This window comes from Paracraurococcus ruber (assembly GCF_004353985.1).
GTDB lineage: Bacteria > Pseudomonadota > Alphaproteobacteria > Acetobacterales > Acetobacteraceae > Paracraurococcus > Paracraurococcus ruber.
In genome coordinates this window covers 21,478-47,089 of sequence record NZ_SMOA01000015.1, presented here as the reverse complement: position 1 = coordinate 47,089, position 25,612 = coordinate 21,478, and the positions used below count along the sequence as shown (strand labels likewise).

Annotated in this window: 23 protein-coding genes; 9 read left to right on the top strand and 14 right to left on the bottom strand. The window is 72.0% G+C overall.

Annotated elements, in window-relative coordinates:
- The first annotated feature begins 26 nt into the window (after nt 1-26).
- The 3 genes from E2C05_RS35105 (at nt 27) to E2C05_RS05525 (ending at nt 4,890) form a co-directional block, all read left to right on the top strand.
- Nucleotides 27-2,258 (top strand): FG-GAP-like repeat-containing protein, encoded by a 2,232-nt coding sequence (locus E2C05_RS35105; protein WP_158291965.1) that lies wholly within the window; start codon nt 27-29, stop codon nt 2,256-2,258.
- Between the two features lie 374 nt (nt 2,259-2,632).
- The gene (locus E2C05_RS05530; RefSeq protein ID WP_133218607.1) at nt 2,633-3,790 is read left to right on the top strand and encodes a DegT/DnrJ/EryC1/StrS family aminotransferase; all 1,158 of its coding nucleotides are present in this window, start codon (nt 2,633-2,635) and stop codon (nt 3,788-3,790) included.
- Between the two features lie 446 nt (nt 3,791-4,236).
- The gene (locus tag E2C05_RS05525) at nt 4,237-4,890 is read left to right on the top strand and encodes a DUF1194 domain-containing protein (RefSeq protein WP_240046594.1); all 654 of its coding nucleotides are present in this window, start codon (nt 4,237-4,239) and stop codon (nt 4,888-4,890) included.
- Between the two features lie 422 nt (nt 4,891-5,312).
- Here the strand turns inward: E2C05_RS05525 and E2C05_RS05520 are convergent, their stop codons facing one another.
- From E2C05_RS05520 to E2C05_RS05500, 5 genes are all read right to left on the bottom strand, one after another.
- Nucleotides 5,313-5,738 (bottom strand): DUF3775 domain-containing protein, encoded by a 426-nt coding sequence (locus E2C05_RS05520; RefSeq protein ID WP_133218605.1) that lies wholly within the window; start codon nt 5,736-5,738, stop codon nt 5,313-5,315.
- Nucleotides 5,739-6,374: 636 nt separating this feature from the next.
- Nucleotides 6,375-7,409, bottom strand: coding sequence for a WD40 repeat domain-containing protein (locus E2C05_RS05515; protein ID WP_133218604.1), 1,035 nt, complete (start codon nt 7,407-7,409; stop codon nt 6,375-6,377).
- Between the two features lie 926 nt (nt 7,410-8,335).
- The gene (locus tag E2C05_RS05510; protein ID WP_133218603.1) at nt 8,336-9,310 is read right to left on the bottom strand and encodes a CobW family GTP-binding protein; all 975 of its coding nucleotides are present in this window, start codon (nt 9,308-9,310) and stop codon (nt 8,336-8,338) included.
- A gap of 102 nt (nt 9,311-9,412) precedes the next feature.
- Nucleotides 9,413-10,156 (bottom strand): hypothetical protein, encoded by a 744-nt coding sequence (locus tag E2C05_RS05505; RefSeq protein ID WP_133218602.1) that lies wholly within the window; start codon nt 10,154-10,156, stop codon nt 9,413-9,415.
- A 10-nt stretch (nt 10,157-10,166) separates the two neighbouring features.
- Nucleotides 10,167-11,498, bottom strand: coding sequence for an aspartate aminotransferase family protein (locus tag E2C05_RS05500; protein WP_133218601.1), 1,332 nt, complete (start codon nt 11,496-11,498; stop codon nt 10,167-10,169).
- 265 nt (nt 11,499-11,763) lie between these two features.
- On the opposite strand from E2C05_RS05500, the gene E2C05_RS05495 reads away from it, so the two are divergent.
- A complete protein-coding gene (locus tag E2C05_RS05495) occupies nt 11,764-12,435 on the top strand; it encodes a glutathione S-transferase family protein (RefSeq protein WP_133218600.1) in 672 nt (223 codons plus the stop codon).
- Between the two features lie 4 nt (nt 12,436-12,439).
- Nucleotides 12,440-13,195 (top strand): FkbM family methyltransferase, encoded by a 756-nt coding sequence (locus E2C05_RS05490; protein WP_133218599.1) that lies wholly within the window; start codon nt 12,440-12,442, stop codon nt 13,193-13,195.
- Here E2C05_RS05490 and E2C05_RS05485 read toward each other — a convergent pair.
- The 5 genes from E2C05_RS05485 to E2C05_RS05465 form a co-directional block, all read right to left on the bottom strand.
- Nucleotides 13,185-14,282: a calcium:proton antiporter gene (locus tag E2C05_RS05485; protein ID WP_133218598.1), complete on the bottom strand. Its 1,098-nt coding sequence runs from the start codon at nt 14,280-14,282 to the stop codon at nt 13,185-13,187. The two genes, E2C05_RS05490 and E2C05_RS05485, sit on opposite strands and share 11 nt — an antisense overlap.
- Before the next feature lie 71 nt (nt 14,283-14,353).
- Nucleotides 14,354-15,079, bottom strand: a complete 726-nt coding sequence (locus E2C05_RS05480; RefSeq protein ID WP_133218597.1) for an aspartate/glutamate racemase family protein — start codon at nt 15,077-15,079, stop codon at nt 14,354-14,356.
- A 216-nt stretch (nt 15,080-15,295) separates the two neighbouring features.
- Nucleotides 15,296-15,643, bottom strand: coding sequence for a hypothetical protein (locus E2C05_RS05475; RefSeq protein WP_133218596.1), 348 nt, complete (start codon nt 15,641-15,643; stop codon nt 15,296-15,298).
- A gap of 201 nt (nt 15,644-15,844) precedes the next feature.
- Complete coding sequence (locus tag E2C05_RS05470; protein WP_133218595.1) at nt 15,845-17,023, bottom strand: enolase C-terminal domain-like protein; 1,179 nt, start codon at nt 17,021-17,023, stop codon at nt 15,845-15,847.
- The gene (locus E2C05_RS05465; protein ID WP_133218594.1) at nt 17,023-17,613 is read right to left on the bottom strand and encodes a Uma2 family endonuclease; all 591 of its coding nucleotides are present in this window, start codon (nt 17,611-17,613) and stop codon (nt 17,023-17,025) included. The genes E2C05_RS05470 and E2C05_RS05465 overlap by 1 nt, the downstream gene beginning before the upstream one ends.
- Nucleotides 17,614-17,705: 92 nt before the next feature.
- Here E2C05_RS05465 and E2C05_RS05460 point away from each other — a divergent pair, with 92 nt between their 5' ends.
- On the top strand, nt 17,706-18,254 hold the full coding sequence (locus tag E2C05_RS05460) for a chlorite dismutase family protein (protein ID WP_133218593.1): 549 nt from the start codon (nt 17,706-17,708) through the stop codon (nt 18,252-18,254).
- 118 nt (nt 18,255-18,372) lie between these two features.
- On the opposite strand, the gene E2C05_RS05455 is transcribed toward E2C05_RS05460, so the two are convergent.
- Nucleotides 18,373-19,545 carry a CaiB/BaiF CoA transferase family protein gene (locus E2C05_RS05455; RefSeq protein ID WP_133218592.1) on the bottom strand — a complete coding sequence of 391 codons (1,173 nt, stop codon included), beginning with the start codon at nt 19,543-19,545 and terminating at the stop codon, nt 18,373-18,375.
- Between the two features lie 114 nt (nt 19,546-19,659).
- Between E2C05_RS05455 and E2C05_RS05450 the strand changes: the two genes are divergently transcribed.
- On the top strand, nt 19,660-20,436 hold the full coding sequence (locus E2C05_RS05450; RefSeq protein WP_133218591.1) for an enoyl-CoA hydratase: 777 nt from the start codon (nt 19,660-19,662) through the stop codon (nt 20,434-20,436).
- 258 nt (nt 20,437-20,694) lie between these two features.
- Nucleotides 20,695-21,588: an oxygenase MpaB family protein gene (locus E2C05_RS05445; RefSeq protein ID WP_133218590.1), complete on the top strand. Its 894-nt coding sequence runs from the start codon at nt 20,695-20,697 to the stop codon at nt 21,586-21,588.
- Between the two features lie 3 nt (nt 21,589-21,591).
- On the opposite strand, the gene E2C05_RS05440 is transcribed toward E2C05_RS05445, so the two are convergent.
- The gene (locus E2C05_RS05440) at nt 21,592-22,398 is read right to left on the bottom strand and encodes a glucose 1-dehydrogenase (protein WP_133218589.1); all 807 of its coding nucleotides are present in this window, start codon (nt 22,396-22,398) and stop codon (nt 21,592-21,594) included.
- Between the two features lie 217 nt (nt 22,399-22,615).
- Between E2C05_RS05440 and E2C05_RS05435 the strand changes: the two genes are divergently transcribed.
- A complete protein-coding gene (locus E2C05_RS05435; protein WP_133218588.1) occupies nt 22,616-23,656 on the top strand; it encodes a HoxN/HupN/NixA family nickel/cobalt transporter in 1,041 nt (346 codons plus the stop codon).
- Nucleotides 23,657-23,763: 107 nt separating this feature from the next.
- On the opposite strand, the gene E2C05_RS05430 is transcribed toward E2C05_RS05435, so the two are convergent.
- Nucleotides 23,764-24,666 carry a helix-turn-helix transcriptional regulator gene (locus E2C05_RS05430; protein ID WP_133218587.1) on the bottom strand — a complete coding sequence of 301 codons (903 nt, stop codon included), beginning with the start codon at nt 24,664-24,666 and terminating at the stop codon, nt 23,764-23,766.
- Nucleotides 24,659-25,522: a helix-turn-helix domain-containing protein gene (locus tag E2C05_RS05425; protein WP_133218586.1), complete on the bottom strand. Its 864-nt coding sequence runs from the start codon at nt 25,520-25,522 to the stop codon at nt 24,659-24,661. Before E2C05_RS05425 ends, E2C05_RS05430 begins: the two co-directional genes overlap by 8 nt.
- Nucleotides 25,523-25,612 lie beyond the last annotated feature (90 nt).

The window sequence follows — 25,612 nt, the reverse complement described above, 5'->3', positions numbered from 1 at the left end:
GCGAAACCAATCCAGGTGGCCGCGCCATGCCGAATTTTGTCGGGACCGATGGTCCGGACACGATCACGCCGAATGCCGTCACGCCCGGCGTCGTTTCCTCGGTGGCGGGGCAGGCGCCGTCCTTTGCCGACGACTCCCTCCTCGGGGAAGGCGGCGATGACGTGCTCGATGGCGGCGGCGGCGGCGATACGCTGCGCGGCGGACCAGGGTTCGACGCCCTGCTGAGTGGCCAGGGCAATGACCTTGTCGACGGGGGAGAGGGGACGGACCTGTTCCTGGCCGCCGGTGATCCGGACCGGGTGCTGGTCAACCTGTCGGCCGTCCAGGCGATCCTGGCCGGCCTGGCGGTCGATGCGGGTACCGCCCGGGACGGCTACGGCGGGAACGACACCCTGATCGGGATCGAGGTTGTCTATGGCTCGGCCTTCGACGATGTCATGGCCGGCTCGGCCCAGGCCGACACCCTGATCGGCGCCGAGGGTGCCGACAGCCTCTACGGCAATGACGGCAACGACACGCTGCTTGGGCTGGGCGGCGCCGACCTGCTGCGGGGCGGTGGCGGCCAGGACAGCATCGATGGCGGGGCCGGCGCGAACGACATCGATGGCGGAGAGGGCGATGACACGATCCGCGCTGCCGGCCTCGGCGAGACGCTGAAGGGCGGCACCGGGATCGATACGCTGGTCATCGCCTCCGGCGCGGGTATCGCGCTGGACCTGCAACTCGGGCTGGCCACCCTGCCGGGTGGACGCGACACCGTCGAGGGCTTCGAGCGGGTCTATGGCTCCATCCTCAACGACACGCTGCGGGGCACCGATGCGGCGGAGACGCTGAGCGGCGAGCGCGGCAACGACTCGATCGACGGGCGGGGCGGCTTCGACGTCGTCGACTACGGCATCTCCTACGTCATCGCGCCGCAGGCCGGCGTCATCGTCAATCTGTCCGCCAGCGCGCTGTCCTTCGACGGCACATCCGTTGCGGCGGGCACCGCCAGGGATGCCTGGTTCGTCGGCGGTGTGCAGACCGGCACGGATACGCTGGCGAATGTCGAAGGGGTGTTCGGCACGCCCTTCGCCGACACGCTGGTCGGTGGCGAAGGGGACAACGCCCTGGCGGGCGGCGCGGGCAACGACCTGCTGCGGGGCGGCGGCGGTCGGGATACCCTCGATGGCGGCGATGGCGATGACGTCCTGGCCGGAGGGGCCGGCAATGACGTCGTCCGTGGCGGCCCGGGGCGGGACGTGGCGGCCTTCGACATCGCCTCGGGCGGCGTCACCTGGACCCGCGACCCGTCGACTGGCGCCTGGACGGTCACCGGGCCGGTGGGGAGCGACACCCTGTCCGGCGTCGAGACGCTCTCCTTCACCGACCGCGAGCAGGCCTTCGGCGTCACCATCCGGTCCGACATCGGCGGCGACGGCACCTCCGACATCCTGTTGCGCAATGCTGATGGCACCTTCGTCGTCGTGGCGATGAATGGCCTGGTTGGCAGCGGCTTCTTCGCCGGCAATCCCGGCGCCTCCTGGTCCGTGGCGGGAAGCGGCGACTTTGACGGCGATGGCCGCGCCGACGTGCTGTGGCGCAATGCCGACGGAACCCTGGTGCAGTGGTATGGCGCCAGCGGCGGCTTCGCGGATGTCCGGCTGGTCGGCGCCATCGACCCGGTCTGGCAGGTCGATGGGATCGGCGACCTGGATGGCGATGGGCGGGCCGACTTGCTCTGGCGGAGCGCCGATGGGCTGGTGGTCGGCTGGCTGATGAACGGCAATGCGGTGACGAGCGGGGCCGTCCTCACGACCCTGGGCGCTGGCTGGCGGCTGGCCGACCTGGCCGACCTGGATGGCGACGGGCGCAGCGAGGCGATCTGGCAGAACGCCAACGGGCTAGTCGTCGGATGGCGGATGGATGGCCTGGCCGTGCAGGCCGCCGCTTCCATCGGCCAGCCCGGTGCGGATTGGAAGGTCGTGGGCGCCGGCGACTTCAGCGACGACGGCAAGGCCGACCTGCTGTGGCGCAATGCGGATGGCACGCTGGTCGTCTGGACCATGGATGGCCTGGCCCCGACCGGCATCCAGGTGCTGGGCAATCCCGGCGCAAGCTGGGACGTGGCCAAGGTCGCGGATTACGACGGCAATGGCAGCGCCGACATTCTCTGGCGCAACCTGGACGGCACGATCGCCCTCTGGCTGATGCAGGGGGTCGTCGTGAGCGCCGCCACCCTGCTGCCCGATCCGGGGGCCGGCTGGGCCATCATCTGAGCCCATCCGGGCGCGCCTTTCCCTGCCACCCTGGCCAGGACCGGTGCCGCGGCCCAGTCGGGTCGCCCGGCGGTCAGGGCTGGGCGCTGCGTTGCTTCGGCCCCTGGGTGCGGGGAAAGGTCTGGCGCCGCGCGGCATTCCCGCCGCTCCGTGATCCGGCCCAGGCGTTCGGGGGCGGCCAAAGCCCGTCGCGGCGCCGCACCGGCGGCAGGGGCGGGCGAACCGGCGCGGCAGCCCGGCTTTGCAGCGAGGGGCAACTGCTCCGCCAGGCGCCGGCTCCAGGCATCGAGGCATGTTGCACCGCGACACGCCGCTTGATTTGGCCGTCCGCCCAGCCCGGCGTTAAGCCCGGTCTGCCGGACTCGAGGAGCCGCATGTCCACCACCCTTCGCCCGATCGCCTTCTTCGACATGAAAGCCCAGCAGGCGCTGATCCGGACCGAGATCGATGCCGGCATCGCCCGCGTCCTCGACCATGGGCGCTTCATCCAGGGGCCGGAGGTGGAGGCGATCGAGGCGGACCTGGCGAGGTTCAGCGGCGCGAAGCATGCGGTCGGGGTGTCCTCCGGCACCGATGCACTGCAGATCGCCATGATGGCCGAGGGGATCGGCCCCGGCGACGCGGTGTTCCTGCCCGCCTTCACCTATACCGCGACCGCCGAGGTGCCGCTGGTGCTGGGCGCCGTGCCGGTCTTCGTGGATGTGGACCCCGCCACCTTCAACCTCGACCTCGAGGATCTGGCGCGGCGGGTCGCGCTGGTGGAGCGGGAGGGCCGGCTCCGGCCGCGCGCCGTCATCGGCGTCGACCTCTACGGCCTGCCCGCGAATTGGCCGGCCATCGAGGGGCTGTGCGAGAAGCACGGCATGTTCGCGCTGGACGATGCCGCCCAGGGCTTCGGCGGGGCGCTGCACGGCAGGCGGCTCGGCACCTTCGGCCATGCCACGGCCTTGAGCTTCTACCCGACCAAGACCCTGGGTTGCTACGGCGATGGCGGCGCCATCCTGACCGATGATGCCGAGCGGGCGGAACTCTACCGGTCCCTCCGGACCCATGGCGAGGGAAAGTCGCGCTACGAGGTGCTGCGCACCGGCATGAACGGGCGGCTGGATTCGATCCAGGCCGCGGTGCTGCTGGCCAAGATGCCGCTGCTGGACGGGGAGCTGCGCGCCCGCCGCCAGGTGGCCGGCTGGTATGAGGCGGCGCTGGGTGGCCGCGTCGCGACGCCGCAGGTGCCCGCCGGGCATGACAGCGCCTGGGGCATCTACACCATCCTGCTGCCGGATGCGGCGGGACGCTCCCGGGTGCAGGCAGCCATGCAGGCGGCGGGCGTGCCTTCGGCGATCTACTACCCGAAGCCCTTGCACCATCAACCGGCCTATGCGCGGGCGCATGCGGAGGGCATCGCCGCTGGCGCGCCGCCGCTGCCGATCAGCGAGAGCCTCTGCGAGCGCTGCCTGTCCCTGCCGATGCACCCCTATCTGGGCGAGGGCGAGGTGGCGCGGGTGGCCGCGGCGGTCCTGTCAGCCCTCTGACCCCCAGCCCCGACGCAGGCGGGGCGCGACAACGGGCGGCGGCGCTCGGACTGGTTAGAGCAGATCCCGATCAGGTGGAATCACCTGATCGGGTGAAGATGCTCGTAGTCTCAGAAGACTAGAGCGGTTGTCGTAAGCCATGGCGAACGAAAACCGTTCTAGGGGAGGGATGCACGTCCGTGCCGGCCGGCGGTCACGCCGGCTGGGCCGGCCCAGGCCGGCGGATCCTGGAAGCGGATTGCTGCCGCGCGGTCGGCGGCGGCCGGATTTCGTGCGGAACCTGTTGAACCCCGGGGCATGCCTGGGCTTCCATGGCTGATCAGTGGCATCTGGAGTCTGCGGGCATGCACCGGCGCTCCCTTCTGGCGGCCGGGGCCGCCGTCCTCGGCACTGCTCCCCCGGCGCTTGCACCCCGGCGCTCTGCGGCGCAGCCGGCCGGCGAACCGGTGGATGTCCTGCTCGTCCTGGCAGTGGATGTTTCCCGCTCCATCGACGACGACGAGGCGAGGCTGCAACGGGAAGGCTACCGGTCCGCGGTGTCCGACCCGCAGGTGGTCGAGGCCATCCGCGGCGGCATGATCGGCGCCATCGGCCTCGCCTATGTCGAATGGGCCGGCGCCGAGTACCAGCGGCTTGTGCTGCCCTGGACACGGATCGGGAACGCCCCGGACGCGCATGCCTGGTCGGAAAAGCTGGCCGAGGCGCCGCGCGCCTCCCTGTCTTGGACCTCGATCTCCGGCGGGCTGGATTTCTCCCGCACTGTCCTGGCGCAGGCGCCTTTCGAGGCGACGCGACGCGTGGTCGATGTCTCCGGCGACGGGGTGAACAACAGCGGCGGCCCGGTGGAACTGGCACGCGACCGGCTGGTGGCGGAGGGCGTGACCATCAACGGCCTGCCGATCGTGAATGACCGGCCGACCTTCGGCCGGATGCCACCCATCCCGCTTGATGACTACTACCGGGACAGCGTGATCGGGGGGACCGGCGCCTTCGTCATCGTCGCGGAGGATTTCCAGAGCTTCGGCCAGGCTGTGAAGCGCAAGCTGATCCGCGAGATCGCCTCCATCCCGGCGACGGCCGAGGCGCAGGCCCAGGGCTGATCATCCAGCCGGGCCGGGTGGCGTGGGCAGGAAGCCCGTGCCAGGCGGCACGCAGGCGACATGGGTCACCCTACGGAATCTCGTCCCGTCGCCTTCGCTGATCGCGTGGCACGACATTGCGTCGCGACACCGCTTCGAACTGGACAGGGAGACCGCCGGCGCACCGGACGCCACCGCTCGCCGGGGCCGCACCGATCGTGACGCCGGACGATGGTGGAATGCTGCGGCGATGGGCCCGCGGCGCGACCGAGTCTGCCGTCAGCACGACTTCGTCTCGCACGCGGCCGCAGCGAAGGCCGGCATCGCCGGCCAGCGAAGCCAGGGTCGGGCCTGCGCCACCCGCCAGTCCGACGTGGCAGCGTCGGGCGGCGGGAACCGGGGAAGCGTGCAGGGCAGCGCAGGCAGGCCGGGCCAGTGGCGCCTCAGCGCTCCACCTCCTCGATCGACAAGCCGAAGGCGGCGACACCCTCGGCCAGCAGGTCGCCAACCATCTCCATGCCCAGAAGATAGCCACCCGTTTCGCCGGCCTCGTTGCGCTCGGTGGCGAGACGCACTGCCTCGTCCCATTCCTCCGGCCCGTAATCGCCTCGGCCGATCCAGGCGAGGGCGATGAGGGACGCCTGCTCGTCCTCGTTCAGGGCGTCGATAAATTCTCGCAACGAATCCTCGGTCAGGTCGTCCGGGTTCTCCTGCAGCAGGGCAGCCTCGGAGTCCGCGTCCTCGGAGAGCTGCGCCTCGTCGGTTTCCTCCGTGCCCTGGAGGGCGCGGACGTGGTCCACGACCGTCGCAACCGTCTCCAGGCTGATGCCGAGATCCACCTCGTCGTCGTCATCGGCCGGCTTTGCCATGTGCTCTCCATCCCCTCGGAATGCCCGGTAAGGCGGCGAAGGCCGCTCCGGTTGCATGGCGGTTCCCGGGCTGGCCGGGAATCTTCGCCGGGGAACATGATGCCGCGGCACTGCGTTGGCGACGCAGCCGAGACGCGCTCAGACGCGCGCTGAAGGAAAGCTGCTAGAGCATGGAAAAGCTTGGTGCAAGCCTGTCGCCCTGGCGACGGCCGGGGTGGCGCCTTGTCGCCCCTGGCCTCCTGGCCCTGTCCTTGGCGGAACCCGCCTCGGCCGCCGAACGGCCGCTGGTGCCAGTGGCCGGTTGCGGCATTGCCGGCAGGACCATCCTGTCGCCCGCCCACGGGGTTGCGGAGGAGGCACCGGCCACCGCCATGCGGGCCTTCTATACCTGCGCCGCGCGACGGCCTGCGGCGATGCGCGTGGCGCGCAACTGGATCGCGGTCGGGCCGCGGCGCCAGGGCTGATCTGGCAAGGGTGCCCCGCGCACCCCTTGGCTGCATCCACTGGGCCTGCGGTCACAGAACCTGCGTTCATGGGGCCCGCGAACCGTCCTGGGCGATCGATGCTTGCGGCGCGCCATACAGCGTCGCCCTCGTGCCGCGCCAGGATCTGGTCCCTGCGCCAGCATCCGGCCGGTCAGCGCTTGGAGAGGTCCACCAGTCCGGCGAAGCCCTGCTCGGTCCCGAAGGCCAGATGGGTGCCCCCGGCATTCCACCCCAGCGCTGTGATGCTGCCATGCCCCGGCGCGGCGACCGGCACGACCTTGCCGGACCCGATCTCGGCCAGCAGGACGAGGCCATCGGCAAAGCCCGCCGCCACCACTTCATGCTGCGGGTGGCAGGCGACGGCACTGCACAGCACGCCGTCGCCACCGGCGAGTTCGGTCGGCGCCTTGCCCATCGGGCCGCCGCCGAAAAAGGGCCAGACCACCACGGAATCGGCGCCGCTGGTCGCCAGCCAGCGGCCGCGCCCGGTGAAGGACAGGAAATGGGTTTTCGACGGGTAGCCCGACATCCGCATGTGCTGCCCATCCGCCAGGCGCCAGCCATGCAGGGCATTCTCCTGCATCGCCGTCACCACATGCGTCCCGTCCGGGCTGATGGCGATGGCGGCGTGGCTGCCCTTCCATTCCAGTAGGCGTGGCTTGTCCTCCTTCGATCCGACAAACCAGAGCGAAGCGCCGTTGTAATGGCTGGCTGCCACGCGCTTGCCCTTGGCGTCAAAGGCGATGCCGCCGACCGAGGAGGGATGCACCAGCGTCTTCAGCTTCGCGCCCTTGGCGTCGAACAGGTGAAGCTGCTTGCCGACCGAGGCGGCGCGCAGACCGCTGTCATGCGCCGCCACCTGCTCGACCCATTTCATGGTGCCGAGCTGGGCGAGCTCCGTCACCGCGCCGTCGGGCGCGGTGCGGACCAGGCGGCCATCATCGCCACCCGATAGGAACCCGTCCGCCGCATCGGCGCAGAAGGACAGCACCGCGCCGTCATGCGCCGCGGCGGTGATCCAGTCCCCCTGCGGGTCGCGCGGGTCGGCGATGCGGACCGTGCCGTCGCCAAGGCCAAGGCCGAGGCGGCCTTCGCGGGAGAAGGACAGGCCGACGACATAGGCGCCGAGATCGCGGCTAGTGCCGCGGGCGTCCAGCAGGAAATCGGCGGTATCGCTGTCGCTCATCGCTGGGGTTTCCCGTCGGGTTCGACGCCTCTCAGCACGTGCCCGCGGCCAGGGCAATGGGGCCACGCCTTCGCCCCGGGCGGATGCTGCCAGGGCATGCGCGAGGCCAGGCGGACCAAGTTGGCCGCGCCCGACGCCCGAACATGATGCCGCAGATCGGCCAGGGCGAACCGCATGCGATCCGGAGGATCGAGGCTGGGACGCGGACCGGGCCCGAACGCTGGGAGACGCCGGAGAGATTGAGGATGATGCCGGCGCGGCCCCGGCCATCGAGGCGGAAGCCGAGGTGGTCCGGTGACGTGCGCGCCCCACATCGTGTCAGCGAGGGATGGTGCCAGGCGGATTCCGGCATGGGTGTCGCCGCCCAGGGGGCCTGGTCGGGCAACATGGCCTTGAGGCCGATTTTTGGTTCGAAATCGGAATGCTCAACGCCATGGCGACTGGACGGGCCGCCATCCCGCTGGGTGCCGGAGCCCGAGGGGGTCGGCTGGCTGGGGTGTTCCGCTGCCGTTGCCGATCGGCAGCGCCACAGCGCCGGCGACCGGATAAGCCGGTCGGGGCAGCATTGCCGGGCGGCGCGCCGAACCCGGTGATCCCGGCGGTCATGCAGGGGCCGGCCGTCCGGCTGGAACAGCGAGGGCGCCGGCACCGCCGGGCCTCCCGCCCGATGGGGTCCAGCGCGGACAGCCATGCCGCGGGCGTTCATCGACAGCGAAGCAGCACCCCGCCCCGTGCCGTCCTTGGCCTGCCGCCAGCCGCCCCGGCGCGGTCCGCGACGCCCGCCGATCACGCCAATCGACCTGGATCAGTCATCCCGCGGTGGCGTGTGGCGCCGCGGCGAGCACGTCGGACCGCGATCCGCCTTCGGTCCTTCACCGGAAGGCGGATCGACGTTTCGCGACGCTCCCGCCGGGCCGGGCGCCGCTCTACCCCTCCGCCTGGCATCCCTCGAACCCGCGCCGCAGCTGCGGCCGGTTCAGGTCACGCCCGATGAAGACGATCTTCGACTTGTGCGGATCGCCGTCCCGCACCGGGCCGATGAAGTCGCCATCGGCGATCATGTGCACCGCCTGGAAGGCGAAGCGCCGGTCGTCGTTCGCGTAGTACAGGATGCCCTTGGTCCGCAGTAGGTCCTGTCCCTTGCTGGCGAGAAGCTGGGTCATCCAGGCGTTGAACTTCTCCGGGTCGACCGGCTTCGAGACCTCGAAGGACACGCTCATCACCTCCGAGTCATGCTCGTGGTCGTCCTCGCCCGAGAGGAATTCAGGCTCCCGCTCCAAGATGCGCTTCAGGTCGAAGGCCTCGCGCCCGATCACGGCGTCGATCGGCACGGCCGACTTGGTGCTGCGACGGATCTCGGCCCAGGGATTGATGGCACGGATCTTCCGCTCGACCTCGGCCGCCTCGTCCTCGGTGACCAGATCCATCTTGTTGAGCAGGATGATGTCGGCGAAGGCGATCTGCTCCTCGGCCTCCTTGCTGTCCTTCAGGCGGGCCGGCAGGTTCTTCGCATCCACCACGGTGACGATGGCGTCGAGCCGGGTGGCGCGCTTCACGTCCTCATCGGCGAAGAAGGTCTGCGCCACGGGGGCGGGGTCGGCCAGGCCGGTCGTCTCGACGATGATGCCGTCGAACTTGCCGCGCCGCTTCATCAGCCCGCCGATGATGCGGATCAGGTCGCCGCGCACGGTGCAGCAGATGCAGCCGTTGTTCATTTCGAACACTTCCTCGTCGGCATCCACGACGAGGTCGTTGTCGACGCCGAGCTCGCCGAACTCGTTGATCACCACGGCGAATTTCTTGCCGTGGTTCTCCGACAGGATGCGGTTCAGCAGCGTCGTCTTGCCGGCGCCGAGATAGCCGGTCAGCACGGTGACGGGGATTTGGGTGGTCTCGCTCATGCAAGGCTCCGCAGGGGGCGGGTTATCGTTGCCGGGGAATATGGGGCGGCCAGCCTGGCGGGGCAAAGGGCGGCCCAGGCCGGCCCAGCGGAGGGGACGCGGTCAGTCCGGGCGCAACCGCGCCAGCCGATCGGCCAGGCGGGCCAGCACCTGCCGCCGGTCGGCGTCCTCGGGCAGGCCGGCAAGGCTCGCCTCAGCCTGCGCCAGTGCCCGGCCGAGCCCCGGCGCATGGACCGCGGCGCGGCTGTCCGCCGCCGCGGCGTCGAGTGCGACCATGGCGTGATAGGTGACGAAGGGCGTCTCCACCGCCGGCCGCTCGGCCAGCCATTCCAGCAGGTCGTAATCGGGCTCGACCTGCAGGATGGCGATGGCGTGCAGCCGGCGGCCGGGCGAGGCCGACTGCACCAATTCGTTCCGCAATGGCCAAGCTGCCCGGCCGATGGTGCGCATCTTGGCGACGACCACCTCCATCGCCCGGGTCCGCGCAGCGCCGCCCGGCATCGATCCCCGGACGCGCTCGTATTCGGCGGCCAGCCGCTCGACCTCCTGCCGCAGGAAGCCGGCCGGAACGCTCCGGGCCAAGTCATCCACCCGCTGCGCGCGCGCCAGTTCGGCATGCGTCGGCTCGCGGATCGGTCTTGTCCTCGCCTCCTCGGCGGATTGCTCGATCTGCTGCCGGACCTCCGCCTCCGCCTCGATGCCCGGCAGCTTCACGCGGCTGACGCGGTCGATCAGCCGCCCGATCTGCGGACGAAAGAGGCAGAGGGCAAGGGCCGCGGTCGCCGGCCAGGCCAGCGCCGCGACGAGGGCGGCGATCGCCCTGAGCAGGTCGGCGATGGCCGCCAAGGCGGCGCCCTCAGGCCGCCTCCGCCCGGATCGCCTCCGCCAGCGTCCCGATCAGCCGGTCCACATGCGGCTTCTCGATGATCAGCGGCGGCGACAGGGCGACGATGTCGCCGGTGACGCGCACCAGCACGCCTTCGTCGAAGCAGCGGCGGAAGATGTCGAGGGCGCGCTGGGTCGGCTTGCCCGGGCGCGGCGCCAGCTCGATGCCGGCGATCAACCCGCAGTCGCGGATGTCGATGACGTTCGGCAGGGTGCGCAGGCTGTGCGCCGCCTCCTGCCAGTAGGGCTCGATGGCCCGCGCCCGGCCGGGCAGGTCCTCCGCCCGGTGCAGTTCCATGGTGGCGATGGCGGCAGCGGCGGCCAGCGGATGGCCGGAATAGGTGTAGCCGTGGAAGAGCTCGATCCCGGCGGGCGACCCTTCGACCACCGCGTCATAGACCGCATTCCGGACGGCGACGGCCCCCATCGGCACGGCGGCGTTGGTCAGGCCCTTGGCCATGGTCATGATGTCAGGGATCACGCCCAGCCGCTCGGCGCCGAAATTGGTGCCGAGGCGGCCGAAGCCGGTGATGACCTCGTCGAAGATCAGCAGGATGCCGTGCTTGGTGCAGATCTGCCGGAGGCGTTCCAGGTAGCCCTTGGGCGGGACCAGCACGCCGGTGGAGCCCGCCACCGGCTCTACCATCACCGCGGCGATGGTCTCGGCGCCGTGCAGCGCCACCAGGTTCTCCAGCGCATCGGCCAGGTGGGCACCGTGTTCCGGCAGGCCGCGCGCGAAGACGTTCTCGGCAATCCCGTGCGTGTGCGGCAGATGGTCGACATAGGGCAGCAACCCGGAAAACTGCTTGCGGTTGCCGCCGATGCCGCCCACCGACATGCCGCCGAAGCCGACGCCGTGATAGCCCCGCTCCCGCCCGATCAGCCGTACCCGGCTGCTCTCGCCCCGGGCCCGGTGATAGGCCAGGGCGATCTTGAGCGCGGTATCCGCGCTCTCCGACCCGCTATTGGTGAAGAAGACCTTGTCCATCCCGTCGGGCGTCATCTCGGCGATGCGCGCCGCCGCCTCGAAGGCGATGGGATGCCCGAGCTGGAAGGTGGGAGCGTAGTCGAGGATGGCGGCCTGCTGCTGGATCGCCTCCTTGATCTCCCGCCGCCCGTGGCCGGCATTGCAGCACCACAGGCCGGCCGTGCCGTCCAGGATCTCCCGCCCCTCCGGCGTGTAGTAATGCATGCCCTCGGCCCGGGCGATCATCCGCGGATTCGCCTTGAAGTAGCGATTGTCCGAATAGGGCATCCAATAGGCGTCCAGGTTGTTCGGACGCGGGACGGTGACCTCGTTCATGGGGCGGCTCCGGCGGGTTCGGCACCCAGGCATACCCCCTCGGGCCGGGGAGGCAAGCGGCCAGGCGGCATGCTAGGGGAGGGAATGAGGGAGCCCGCCGCCATGGATGGCACGCAGCACGACCGCAACGCCCATCACCCCCAGGTCGGGGATAGGGACCGGCTGGCCCCCGGGCATGGCTGGACGACCGGTCGCCCGCCCTGCGCCAGCCCCTTCCGCCCAGGCTCGCCGACGGGCGACGGCCGGCGCCGTCCGGGGACCAACCATGCCTGACGGCCGCCTGCTGATCGGCAACAAGCGCTACTCCTCTTGGTCCATGCGGGGCTGGCTGGCCGTGCATCTCGCCGGGCTCGATGTGGAGGAGGTGCTGATCCCCTTCGTCCGGTCGGAAGGCGTCGGCGCCACCCCGGCCATCCAGGCCGCCACGCCGGCCGGGCTGGTGCCCTATCTGGAGCACCGGGGTGCCCGGGTCTGGGAAAGCCTCGCCATCTGCGAATACTGCGCCGAGCAGGCACCCGGGCTCTGGCCCGGCGATCCGGCGGCGCGGGCCGTCGCGCGCTCGATCGCGGCGGAGATGGCGACCGGCTTCCGCGGCCTGCGCCAGGCCATGTGGTTCATCATCGGGCGGGACTTTTCCGGGTTGGGCCGCACCCCGGCGGCCCTGGCCGACATCGCCCGCATCGAGGCGATCTGGGCGGACTGCCTGGCCGCCCATGGCGGGCCCTTCCTGTTCGGCCCGCGCTTCGGCCTGGCGGATGCCATGTATGCCCCGGTGGTCGGCCGCTTCCTGGCCTGGCAGCCGGAGGTATCGGCCACCACCCGCGCCTACATGGACGCGGTGCGGGCGCATCCGCTGGTGGCGCGCTGGTATGCCGAGGCGCTGGCCGAGCCGGCATCCTGGCTGCTCGCCAGCTACGAAACCCCGCCGGCCGGGTGATCCCATGGGCTTGACCTCCGCCCGCGCCATCGGGCGATCCCTGCGGATCTACTATCCGCCGGGCCGTGCCGCAGGGCTGGATGCATTCCATCGCCGCTTCCTCGGCCCTGGCGACCTTGCCTTCGATGTCGGCGCGCATGTCGGCGACCGCACCGCGAGCTTCCGCCGGATCGGCGCCCGGGTGGTGGCGGTGGAGCCGCAGCCGCGCCTCGCCCGGCTGCTGCGGCTGCTGTTCGGCCGGGATGCCGGCGTGGTGCGCGTGGCGGCGCTGGTCGGCGCCGGGGCCGGGCAGGCGGTGCTGCGGCTGAACACCGCCAACCCCACCGTCGCCACCGCCAGTGCGGCCTTCATCGCCGCTGCCGACGGCGCGCCGGGCTGGGAAGGCCAGACCTGGGATGCCGAGATCACGCTGCCCGTCGCCACGCTCGATGCCCTGGCCGCCGCGCATGGACGCCCGGACTTCGTGAAGATCGACGTGGAGGGGTACGAGGCCGTGGCGCTCGCCGGCCTGTCCCGTCCGCCGCGGGCCCTGTCCTTCGAGTTCACCACCATCCAGCGGGACGTCGCCTACGCCGCGCTCGACCGGTTGTCGGCACTGGGCTATCGCGCCTTCAACGCCTGCCTGGGCGAGAGCATGCAGTTCGCCCAGGCCGCGCCGCTGGATGCACGCGGCATGGCCGCCTGGCTCGCCGCGCTGCCGCCGGAGGCGAACAGCGGCGACGTCTATGCCAGCCTCGAGCCGGCGCGGATCACGGGCTGAAGATCAGCACCAGGTACACCGCGAACAGGGTCAGGTGCACCGCCCCTTCCAGCATGGTGGTGCGCGGCCCGGAGAAGGTGAGGGCGGAGAGGATCAGGGTCGAGACCAGCAGCACGATCTCGGTCGCCGACAGGCCCAGCACCACCACCTGCCCGGTCAGCAGCCCGATCATCAGCACCGCCGGCACGGTGAGGCCGAGCGTCGAGGTGGCGGCGCCCAGGCAGAGATTCACCGCCCGCTGCAACTGGTTGCCAGCGACCGCCTTCAGCGCCGAAAGCCCTTCCGGCGTGAAGACCACCATGGCGATCAGCACGCCGCCCAGGGCCGGCGGGGCGCCCAGCCGGGCGATGCCGAAATCCAGCACCACCGCCAGGCTTTTCGCCAGGATGACGATCGGCAGGATGTTGGCCAGCAGCAGCGCCACATGCGGGAGCAGCGCGCCCGGCTTGCGCGGCGGCGCCTCATGCGGGCCGGCCCCCACCTCCGCCGGGTCGACGAAATAGCCGCTGTGCCGCCCGGTCTGCAGCCACAGGAAGATGCCGTAGAGCAGGATGGTGAACAGCGAGAAGAAGGCCGCCTGCACCGCCGTCAACGACCCGTCGGTGGTCGAGGTGGTGAAGACCGGCAGCACCAGGGCGATGACCGAGAGCGGGATCACCACGGCGAGGTAGGCGGCGGCGCCCTGAAGGTTGTAGGCCTGCTCATGGTGGCGCAGCCCACCGACCAGCAGGCCGATGCCGACCACGCCGTTCAGCACGATCATCAGCACGGCGAACATGGTGTCGCGGCCGAGCGTCGGCGCTTCCTTCGCGCCCAGCATCACGGCGGCGATCAGCGCCACCTCGATGATGACGATCGAGAGGGTGAGGATGAGCGTGCCATAGGGCTCGCCCAGCATTTCCGCCAGTTCCTCCGCCTCATGCACCACCCCGAAGGCGAGCCAGATGATGACCCCCATCAGCCAGGCGAAGAGCACGCCGGCGATGAGGGGATCCGTCAGGTCCGCCAGCCAGGGCGCCCCGATGGTGAGGAAGACGGCAACGCTGCCCCATCCGGCTGCGAGGCGCAGCCAAGCTCCTGTCGACATGCTGTAACAACTCCCGGTCCTTGGCGGTTCGCGTCCTGCCCGGAACGCGAGCGGTGCGCCAGGGTGCCCCGTCAGCCGCGGTAAAGCGAGGTCACCTCCGGCCCGTAGCCGGTCAGCACCCGCGGGGCCTGGGGCCGTGCTGGCCGAGGCAGCCCGGCCAGGGCCGCCGCCAGCCGTACCGCCGCCGCCGTGCCGTCCACCAGCGGCACCGGTACCTGGGGCTGCAGCAGGGGGGCCAACCCGGCCAGCGGCCCGCCGGCCAGGATCACCGCCTCCGCCCCGTCCTGCTCGATGCTGGCGCGCACCAGGGCCAGAAGCTGCGCCTGCTCCGGCGGGCCGAGTTCCGCCGGGTAGGACGCATCGGGCGGGCCCATGCGGAAGCCGGCGCAGCGCGAGCGCAGCCCGTGATGGTCCAGGCAGTCCTCGAACATCGGGCGCAGCGCCGCGGTGAAGGAGACGATGCCGAAGCGGCGGCCAAGCATGGCGGCGGCATGGAAGGCGGCTTCCGAGATGCCGACCACCGGGACATCCAGCAGCAGCTTCGCCGCGTCCAGGGCCGGGTCGCCGAACACGGCGATCACCGCCGCGTCATAGGCCCCGCGCCGCGCCGCCAGCGCCGCCAGGATCGGCGGCCCCGACAGCAGCCAGTCCGCCCGCGTGACGATCAGCGGCAGGCCGTAGGGCGCCGTCATACCCTCGATCTCGGCATCCGCCGGCGCCGCCGCGCGTGCCGCCGCCGCGATCCGATCGGTGATGGCCTGGGTGGTGTTGCCGTTGAGCACGAGGATGCGGGGCATGCGGCCGGGCTCCCATCCCGGGCGCATGCCGGCATTGCGGCCGGCTACCCGGGGCTGGAGCGGTGCGCGCGTCCCTCGGAACACGAGACCCGCTCCGGGTCATGGATCGCAGGGCGGGGGTCGTCACGCGAAGCGGCATCCATGCCGCTCCACGCGCCGCCCCGGCGGTTGCGGGGCACGGTCTTGCCCCGGGCGCAGCCTCGCCCATGCGATGCGTCAGGGAAAGGCCATCTGTGCCAGGACGCAGGTGTCCACCTGCCGGCGCTCCAGCGCCCGCCCATCGGCGAAGATGACGCGGATATCGTTCACGCAGCGGCCGGCCGGCAGGGTGATGCGGGCGAAGCGGCCGGGCGCCAGCACCTCCTGCCCCAGCCGGTCCGCGCCCCAGTCCCGCTGGCCGGTGGGCGAGACATAGACCTGGTGCATCGGCTGGCTGTGGCGGTTGACGAGCCGGAAGGACGGATCGGCTGCCCAGTTGGACACCCGGGTTGCCTCGGCCGGCGCCTGCGCGCCGAGCAGGACAGGCAGTGCAGCCAGGGCGGCGAAGCGGGGCAGGCTCGGCATGGTCCGGGGTCCTTCTCCGGCGGGGTGGGGAGCCCCCCGCCGGGCGTGGCCGGACCATGCCGCGCCGGCGGTCATCCCACGATGCGCTGGCGCACAGGCCGGTGCCTCCTTCGCATTGCCGGTGGCGGCCGCGCGTTGCCCCTGCCACCCCCCCCCGGGTCCAGCAGGCAGGGGCTGTTCCGGCGCGGTCGCGGCCTGAGGCTACAGGTCCCGCAGCACCGCCCAGAGCGCCGCCTTCGCCTCGAAGCCGATGCCGGGGATATCCGGCATGCGGATGCGGCTGTCCTGCACCGGGGTCGCATCGGCGAAGCCGCCGAAGGGGGCGAAGACCTCCGGGTAGCTCTCATTCCCGCCGAGGCCGAGCCCGACCGCGATGTTCAGCGCGAACTGGTGCCCGCCATGCGGCACGCAGCGCCGCGGCGACCAGCCATGCTCCTGCAGCATCGTCAGGGTGCGGAGATACTCGACCAGCCCGTAGGACAGGGCCGGGTCGAACTGCAGGATGTCCCGGTCCGGCCTAAGGCCGCCATGCCGGATCAGGTTGCGGCAGTCCTGCATGCTGAACAGGTTCTCGCCGGTCGCGATCGGCGCGCTGTAATGCTCGGCCAGCGTCGCATGCGTGGCGTAGTCCAGCGGGTCCAGCGGCTCCTCGTACCAGCGGAGGCGATAGGGGGCGAGCGCGGCGCCGTAGGCCAGCGCGGCATGCAGGCCGAAGCGGCCATTCACGTCGACGCAGAGACGCGAGCCGTCGCCGCCCAGCAGGCCCAGCACCGCCTCAATCCGCTGCAGGTCGAGCTTCAGCGCGTCCTTGATCGGCGTGCCGGGGGCGCCACCGATCTTCATCTTCACCACCGAATAGCCAAGGTCGAGATAGCGCTGCATCTCGGCCAGCAGCTCGGCAAGGCCCTTGCCGGGGTAGTAGTAGCCGCCGGCGGCGTAGATCCAGGCGCTGTCATCGGCCTCCCCCGCGCGGTAGCGGTCCGCCAGCAGCCGCCAGAGAGGCCTGCCGGCCAGCTTGGCCGCGGCATCCCACAGCGCCATGTCCAGCACGCCGACCGCGACGCTGCGGTCGCCATGGCCGCCCGGCTTCTCGTTCCGCATCATGCTGGCCCAGGCGCCGGCCGGTTCCAGCCCGCCATCGGCATGGACCAGCGCCGCCTCGGGCGTCTCCAGCAGGCGCGGGATGAAGCGTTCCCGCAGCAGGCCGGGCTGGGCGTAGCGGCCATTGCTGTTGAAGCCGTAGCCGGTGGCGCTGCGACCCTGGCCGTCCTCCACCGTCACCGCGACCACGCTCGCAGTCATCTTGGAGAAGTCGATATAGGCATTGGCGATGGCGGAGGCGATCGGGACGACGCCGTCGCGGACCGAGGCGATGCGCATCAGCCGAGCACCTCCGCCACCGCGATGGAGAGGCCGGGCAGCAGCAGGGGTTCCCGGGTGGCGCCGAGGGCGGCGGTGGCGGTGTCCGTATAGGTCTCGTCCTGCGGGGTGCGGTACACTTCGATAACGCCTTCTGCGATGTTGACGATCCAGACCTCCGGCACGGCGTGCCGGGCATAGAGCGGCAGCTTGACCCGGCGACCATAGGCGAGGCTGCTCCGCGGCACCTCGACCAGCAGAAGGACGTCGGCGGCGGTGGGATGGGCCGTGCGGTCGAAATCGGCGCGCGGGTGCAGCAGCAGGATATCGGGCTGCGGCTCGCTGGTGTCAGACAGGCGCAGCGCCCCCTGCACGGAGACCGGCGCCCGTTCTCCGACCAACCGGTTCAGCCGGTCGTTCAACGCGTTCACCGCACCGCCATGGCCGCTGCCGATGGGCGCCGTCTCGACAATCTCCCCGTCGATCAGCTCGACCCGGTCCTCCCGCGTCAGGATCCCGATCTCGGCCATGCGGTAGTCGTCGCGCATGTCCAGCCGGTGCCGCCGCACCCCGGGGGCCCGTTCCAGCAGGCTCGGCCGGTCGCCGTCCATCGCCGCCTCCTCTCGCCGCGCGGCAGCATAGCGACGCAAGCGGGGTGGCGCACGCCCTGGCCGGGCGGTGCCGCAACCGATAGCGTTGCGGCATGCCCGCCCCGCTTCCGATTGCCATGGTCGCCGGCGCCGAAGGCCCCTGGCGGATCACCCGCATCGCTGCCCCGATCGGCGCCCCGCTGCCCGCCGCCGGGCGGCTTGCGATGCTGGAAGGCGCGGCCCCCGTGCCCGCCGACGCCGCTTGGTGCCTGCGCGGCGTCACCAGCCACATCCGCTACACCGTCGAGGCGGAGCGCCGCAGGCTGGCCGGCATGCAGGCCGGGCTGGGGCGGGTCGAGGCGACGTGCGCCTGCCTAATCCCGATCCGCAAGACGCCGGCCTGGTGGGATCTGGCGCAGGATGCCCGCCGCGCGATCCTCGAGGAGCAGTCGCGCCACATCGCCATCGGGCTGGACTACCTGCCGGCCGTCGCCCGCCGCCTGATCCATGCCCGCGACCTCGGGGAGCCCTTCGACTTCCTCACCTGGTTCGAATACGCGCCGGAGCACGAGGCGGCGTTCGACCACCTGCTGGCCCGCCTGCGCGCAACCGAGGAATGGCGCTGGGTGCAGCACGAGGTGGAGGTGCGGCTGGCGCGCTAGCCGCCCGAAGCAATGTCCGCCGCCCATGGCGGCGCCCTTCGGTTCGGTCCACCAGTTCTTGTTGCCACTGGCCTTCTGCTCCGCCCCGCCAAGGACCGCGAACGGGGCGGACAGCACACTAGACCGCGCCCTTGGCCTGCAGCGCCGCCAGTTCCTCCGCCGTCACGCCGAACTCCGACAACACCTCGGCCGTGTGCTCGCCGCGTTCCGGCGTCGGGCGCCGGGGCGGGGCCACGCCGTCCAGATTCATGGGCGCCCGCACCAGGGTCACCGCGCCGAGCGCCGGGCTCTCCACCGCCCATTCCAAACCCAGGTGCTTCACCTGCGGGTCGGCGAAGACCTGGTCCATGGCATAGACCGGGCCGGCGGGCACGCCGGCGCGGTTCAGCTTCTCGATCCAGCTGGCACTGGTGTCGGTCTCCAGCACCGATTGCAGCAGGGCGTTGGTCCTCGCCCGATTCTGCGCGCGGGTCTTGTCCGTGGCGAAGGCGGGGTCCTGGGCCTGCTCCTCGATCCCCAGCGTCTCGACGATCCGCCGCCACATCTCCTGCCCGCCGCCGGCCAGGTTCATCAGCCCGTCCCTGGTGCGGAACAGGCCGGTCGGCACCGTTGTCGGGTGGTCGTTGCCCGCCTGCTGCGGCACCTCGCCCTTCATGGTCCAGCGCGTCGCCTGGAAATCCATCATCGCCACCATGGCTTCCAGCAGGCTGGTATGCACCCAGCGGCCCTTGCCGGTCTGCTCGCGTTCCAGCAGCGCCACCAGGATGCCGATGGCGGTGTAGAGCCCCGCCGTGAGGTCCGCGACCGGGATGCCGACCCGCACCGGGCCCTGGCCCGGCAGGCCTGTCACGCTCATCAGCCCGCCCATGCCCTGGGCGATCTGGTCGAAGCCCGGCCGCCTGGCATAGGGCCCGGTCTGGCCGAAGCCGCTGATGGAGCCAAGGACGATGCGCGGGTTGATCGCCGCCAGCGCGTCGTAGCCGATCCCCAGCCGGTCCTTCACGTCGGGGCGGTAATTCTCCACCACCACATCTGCCTTGGCCACCATGCGCCGGAACAGCGCGAGGCCGTCCGGGTGCTTCAGGTTCAGCGTGATGCCGCGCTTGTTGCGATGCACATGCTGGAAATCCGGCCCGTGCCGGTCGCCGCCCATGCCGCTGCCGGCATCGATCTCCTCCGGCGCCTCGATCTTGATGACATTGGCGCCCCAGTCCGCCAGCTGCCGCACGCAGGTGGGGCCGGAACGGACGCGGGTGAGGTCGAGCACGGTGAAGCGGGCCAGCGGCAGCATCTCTCGGTCTCCCTTGGCGCCCCGCCATCGGCCGGCCGCCCCTTGTCGGTCGCCGCCCTTGATAACCGCCGCCGCCCCCGGCACCAATGGGCGCCACCCTTGGGGAGGTCCGCCATGGACGAGCTGCTCTACGAGATCCGCGACGGCATCGGCTTCGTCACGCTGAACCGCCCGCAGGCGCGCAATGCGCTGACCTTCCCGATGTATGAGCGGCTGCGGCAGATCGCCCTCACCGCCGGCGAGGACGCCGCCCTGCGCGCCATCGTCATCACCGGCGCCGGGGAGAAGGCCTTCGCCGCTGGCACCGACATCTCCCAGTTCACCGAATTCCGCACGCCCGAGGACGCCCTGGCCTATGAGGAGCGCATAGACCGCGTCCTCGTCGCGCTCGAGGAATGTCCGAAGCCGACCATCGCCGCCATCGCCGGCGCCTGCACCGGCGGCGGCGCCGCCATCGCCGCGGTGTGCGACCTGCGCATCGCCGCGGCCAATCTCCGCCTCGGCTTCCCGATCGCCAAGACGCTGGGCAATTGCCTGTCCATGGCGAATTACGGGCGGCTCGCGGCGCTGATCGGGCCGGCCCGCGTGCTCGACCTCATCTACACCGCCCGGCTCGTGGAGGCGGAGGAGGCGCGCGCCATCGGCATGGTGTCGGAGGTGTTGCCCGACCATGCCGCGTTGCAGGCCCGCGCCGCCGAACTCGCGCGCACCGTTGCCGGCCATGCCCCGCTGACCCTGCGCGCGACCAAGGAGGCGATGCGCCGCCTGCGCCTGGCCGCCCGCCAGGTGCATGGCGACGACCTGGTGACCATGTGCTTCACCAGCAACGACTTCCGGGAGGGCGTGCAGGCCTTCCTCGCCAAGCGGCCGATGGCCTGGACCGGCACGTGACCGCATGCCCCGAAGGCTGCCCGGCCGGCGATGCGGGACTGGATCGCGGGCCGATCCCCGCGGATGGGCGCCACAGCCACGCTTGGCCCTGGCGCGGGTCCCGCCGCGGCCCGGCGCACCCGGCGGCAGCGGCATCCGTCCCGGGGATCATCGCGGTTGCGGCCAAGGCGGGGACCGGCCGCTGATGCAGCGCGGCCTGCGGCCGTATCGGCGCGAGATGCAACACTGAGCGGGTCGGCGGAGGTCTCGGCTTCGGCAATGGAAGCCGCGCTCGCCGCCTTGCGCGACGCGGCGCCCGACCCCGCCGCCGGGCTGTTCGGCCCGGCCTCGCTGCTCTGGCGGGTGGACCGGGAGGCGGCGGTCTTCCTGGGCGCCGGAAGGGCGCTGCTGCTGCAACTGGCGCATCCTTGGGTCGCGGCCGGCGTGGCGGAGCACTCGACGACGCTGGCCGACCCCGTCGGCCGCTTCCACCGCACCTTCGGCACCACCTATGCGCTGGTCTTCGGCGATGCGGCGCAGGCGCTGGCGGCGGCACGGGCGCTGCACCGCCGGCATGGCGCGGTGCGCGGGACGCTGCCGGGCGGTGCAGCCTATCGCGCGAACGACACGGCGGCGCTGCGCTGGGTCTGGGCGACGCTGACGGACACGGCGCTGCTGGCGCATGACCTGCTGCTGCCGGCGCTGCCGCCGGCCGGGCGCGACGCCTACTACGCCGACAGCCTGCGCTTCGCCGCGCTGTTCGGCCTGCCGCCCGCGCTGCTGCCGGCGGACTGGGGCGCGTTCCAGCGGGAGATGGTCGCGGTGCAGGCGACGCTTTCCGTCACGCCTGCCGGCCGCCACGTGGCGCACCGCGTCCTGTCCGGTGCCGGCCGCCCCTGGCTGCGGGCGCCGCGCTGGTACCGCGCGGTCACTGCGTCCCTGCTGCCGCCGCATCTGCGCGAAGGCTTTGGCCTGGACTGGGATCCGGCAGCGGAGCGTCGCGCCGCGCGCGTCCTGACCCGGCTGCGTCGCCTCTATCCCCTGCTGCCAGCGCGGCTGCGCCAGGTCGGCCCGGCCCAAGAGGCGATGGCGCGCCTTCGCGGCCGGCAGCCGGATGCGCTGACCCGCGCGCTCAACCGGGCCTGGATCGGCCGGCCTCGCCTGGGGGCGTGAGGCTCAGCCATTGTCCTGGAAGCCGGGATACAGCGTCATGCCGCCATCCACGGTCAGGGTGATGCCTGTGACATAGTCGGACTCGTCCGAGGCGAGCCAGACCGCCGCCTTGGCGATGTCCTCCGGCTCTCCCACCCGGCCATAGGGGATCAGCGTCAGCAGCTTCGCCTCGGCCTCCGCGGTTTCCCAGGCCGAGCGGTTGATCGGGGTGCGGATGGCGCCGGGGGCTATGGCGTTCACCCGGATGCGCTCGGCTGCCAGTTCCTGCGCCAGGCTGCGCATCATCATGGCGACGCCGCCCTTCGACGCCGCATAGTTCACATGCCCCGCCCAGGGGATCACCTCATGCACCGAACTCATGCAGAGGATCTTTCCGAGAGCGCGGGAGAGATCGGGCCGGGGACCGCGGCGGCGGAAAGCCCGCACCGCCTCCCGCGCGCAGAGCCATTGCCCCGTCAGGTTGGAGTCCAGCACGGTCCGCCACTGCGCCAGCGTCATCTCGCCGATGGCGGCGTCGCGCTGCAGCCCGGCATTGGCCACGACGATGTCGGGCGGGCCGAGCCGCGCTTCCGTGTGGCGGAACAGCGCCGCGACATCCTCTTCCCGGGACACGTCGGCGGGCAGTGCCGCCGCCCGGCCGCCCGCCGCGGCGATCCGGGCCACCAGCGCCTCGGCCGCATCGCGGTCGGAGCGGTAATTCACCGCCACCGCGGCACCCGCCGCGGCAAGCCCCAGGCAGACGGCGGCGCCGATGCCGGAACTGCCGCCTGTGACGATGGCGGTCTGGCCGCGGAGCAGGGCTTCGGGCATGGCGGTTCCTTCGCAACCGGGGCGGGACCGCGATGAAGCGCCAGGCGCGCGGCGCTGTTCCCCGCCGCCGTTACCTCACGGAGACGTGCAGCCGCCCGTCTTCGGCCTGGGCCATCGGCGCCGCCTCATTGCGCACCGCGCCCGCTGCCCTGAGAATGCCCCGGCCGGACGGGATGGGGGCTGCGGAAGCGTGGGTGTGATGCAGGATGGGCCGCGCATGCCCGCCACGGATGCGCCGCCCCGGCCCCGCACTGCAGTCCTCCTCGGCCTGCTCGTCCTCGGCAACCTGGCCGCCTGGGGTTGGGCGCTGGCGCTGTTCGCGGGCCAGCCGGCGCTGCTCGGCACCGCGCTGCTCGCCTGGATCTTCGGCCTGCGCCATGCCGTGGATGCCGACCACATCGCGGCCATCGACAATGTCGTCCGCAAGCTGGTGCAGGAAGGCCGGCCGGCGCAGCTGGTCGGGCTGTGGTTCTCCCTCGGCCATTCGACGGTGGTGGTGCTGGCCTCGCTCGCGGTGGTTGCCGCGACCAGTGCGGCGCAGGGCGGGCTGCCGATGGTGGCGGAGGTCGGCGGCGTGATCGGCCCGCTGGTCTCCGGCCTCTTCCTGCTGGGCATCGGGCTGTACAACCTGGTGCTGCTGCTGCGGCTGCTGCGCGGGATGCAGGACCGGCGAAGCGCGCCGGCGGCGACCGAGGCGCAGGGCGTGCCGGCGCATGGCCTGCTGGCGCGGGTCTTCCGCCCGCTGTTCGGCGGCATCCGGCGCGGCTGGCACATGTACCCGCTGGGCCTGCTCTTCGGCCTCGGCTTCGACACGGCAAGCGCGGTCGGGCTGCTCGGCATCTCCGCGGCCCAGGCGGCCCAGGGCCTGTCGCCCTGGCAGGCGCCGGCGCAGGTCATGGTCTTCCCGGTGTTGTTCACCGCCGGCATGGCGCTGGTTGACACGGCGGACAGCGTGCTGATGACGCGCGCCTATGCCTGGGCCTTCGTCGAGCCGGCGCGCAAGCTTCGCTACAACCTCGCCATCACCGCCATCTCGGTCTTCGTGGCGCTGGGGGTGGGCGGGGCGGAGGTGCTCGGCCTGATCGGCGAGCATCTGGATCTCCGCGGCCCGCTCTGGGAGGCGTTGGAGGCCCTGGACGCGCCGCTCGGCTATGCCGGCTTCGGCATCACCGGTCTGCTGGCCCTCTGCTTCGCCGTCTCGCTGCTGCTGCATCGCGGGCGGCGGGACGCGCGGCTGGGCGCGGCCGGCCAGGGCTAGCCCGGATCGCAACGCGGCGAAGCGGCGTCCCCGCGCCGCGAACGGGGGCGGACAGGACCTGCGACCCGCGCGACGTTGCCGCCCGCGTGGCGCCGCGCCCGGCCGCTTCAGCCCTGGGCCCGGCGCCAGCTGCCCGGCGGGATGCCGACGCTGCGGCGGAAGGCGTTGGTGAAGTGGCTCTGATGCGCGAAGCCGACCATCAGCGCGATGGTGGCGAGGTCGAGGCTGCGGTCGGCCAGCAGCGCCTTGCCGCGAGCGACGCGGCGCTGCAGGACATAGGCATGCGGCGGCACGCCCATGGCGGTGCGGAAGCCACGGGCGAAATGGAAGGCCGACAGGCCCGCCACCCCGGCCAGGGTCACCAGACCGACATCGCCGGCGAGGTTCGCCTCGATATGGTCCAGCACGCGCTGCAGCACCACGCGGGGCAAGCCGGCCGACCTCGCCGGGCGCCGCAGCGGGAAGCGCAGCAGGTTCAGCGCCGCCATGACCGACCAGTGCTCGACGAAGCCCGGCGTGGCCATGCCGTCCCGCCGGGCCTGGCGCATCATGTCGGCCAGGGCCGTCATCGCCGGCCAGGTTGCGCCCACCTGCGGCTCGGGCTCTGCCTCCGGCCGGGGGACATCGTGCCATTCCGCCAGCTGCCGCAGCCAGCCGGCCGGCATGTTCAGCAACAGCGTCAGCTCGTCGCCCGGCAGGTTTCGCCAGACGCTGTCGGAGCTGGCCGGCAGCAGGGAGAACTCGTTGGCGACGCCGCGCACCGGCACGGCGCGGCCGGCCAGTTCGACGACGAAGGGCCGCCCCTTCATCTCCAGCGCCAGCACCAGGGTATGCACATAGGTGGGCGGGCGGATCGCCGCGTAGTCGCCGGGCGCCTGTGGCGGCGTGTCCTGCAGGCGAAGGATCGGCCCGTCCGGCACGTGCAGCAGCGTCCGGTGGGACGGCGCCCGGGTCCATCCGGCCCCGGTCGGGGTCCGGTAGACGATGGGGCCCAGCGCCCTCTCACCCATCGGCGGATTTCCGGTAGTCGCTGGGGGTGCAGCCGATCTCGCGCAGGAAGCAGGCGCGCATCGCGGCGGGGCTGCTGAACCCGGCCTCGGCGGCGATGCGGTGCATCGGCCAAGCGGTGGTGGTCAGCAGGCGGCGTGCCGCGGCCAGCCGCTGCCGCATCAGCCAGGCCTGCGGCGGCAGCCCGGTTTCCTGCCGGAAGGCGCGCGAGAAGTGCGACGGCGAAAGCCGGGCCCGTGCCGCCAGCGCCGCGACATCGATGCCGGGTGCCGGGCGGCCCGCGAGCCCGGCGGTGACCGCCACCATGCGCCAGGGCGCGATGGCATGGCTGGGTGCCGGCAGCGGGGCGGGGGGCAGCCGCAGCAGGCGCAATGCCAGCAGCGTCGCCCAGTGCGCCGAGAACAGCGCCTCGATGCTCCCGGCGGCTGCGTAGGCATCGAAGCTCCGCAACAGGCAGGTGACGAAGGGATCGCCGCGGAGGATGCGGGCGGGCAGGGCGGCCGCTGCCGGCGGCAGGCCCTCGCTCGCCGCCAGGGCCGCCAGCCAGTCCGGGGCGATGCTGACGGCGATCGCCTCCTCCTGCCCCGGGCCGCCGAGCTGCCAGCCGCGTGGCTGCCCGGCGGGCAGCAGCAGGAGCAGGCCCGCATCCGCCCGGAAGCGCAGGATGTCGCGGCCGACCCGGACCGCATGGCCGGCCTGGCCAGCCTCCCGCAGCAGGCAGAGCAGATGCCAACCCGGCGCCGCGCCCTGCGCTGCCGTGCGACCCGCCAGGTCGCCAAGCCGCAGGTCCTGGACGCGCGGCGGCACGGGCATGGCCCGGTCGATCAGCGCGGCGGCGGGCGAGAGGCTCCTCTCCATGCCGGGAGGCTAGGGAGCGCCGTGGAATGGGTAAACAGGCCGGTGGCCGGGCCGCGCATCGTATGCAACCGGCAGGCGGGCTGCCCGCAA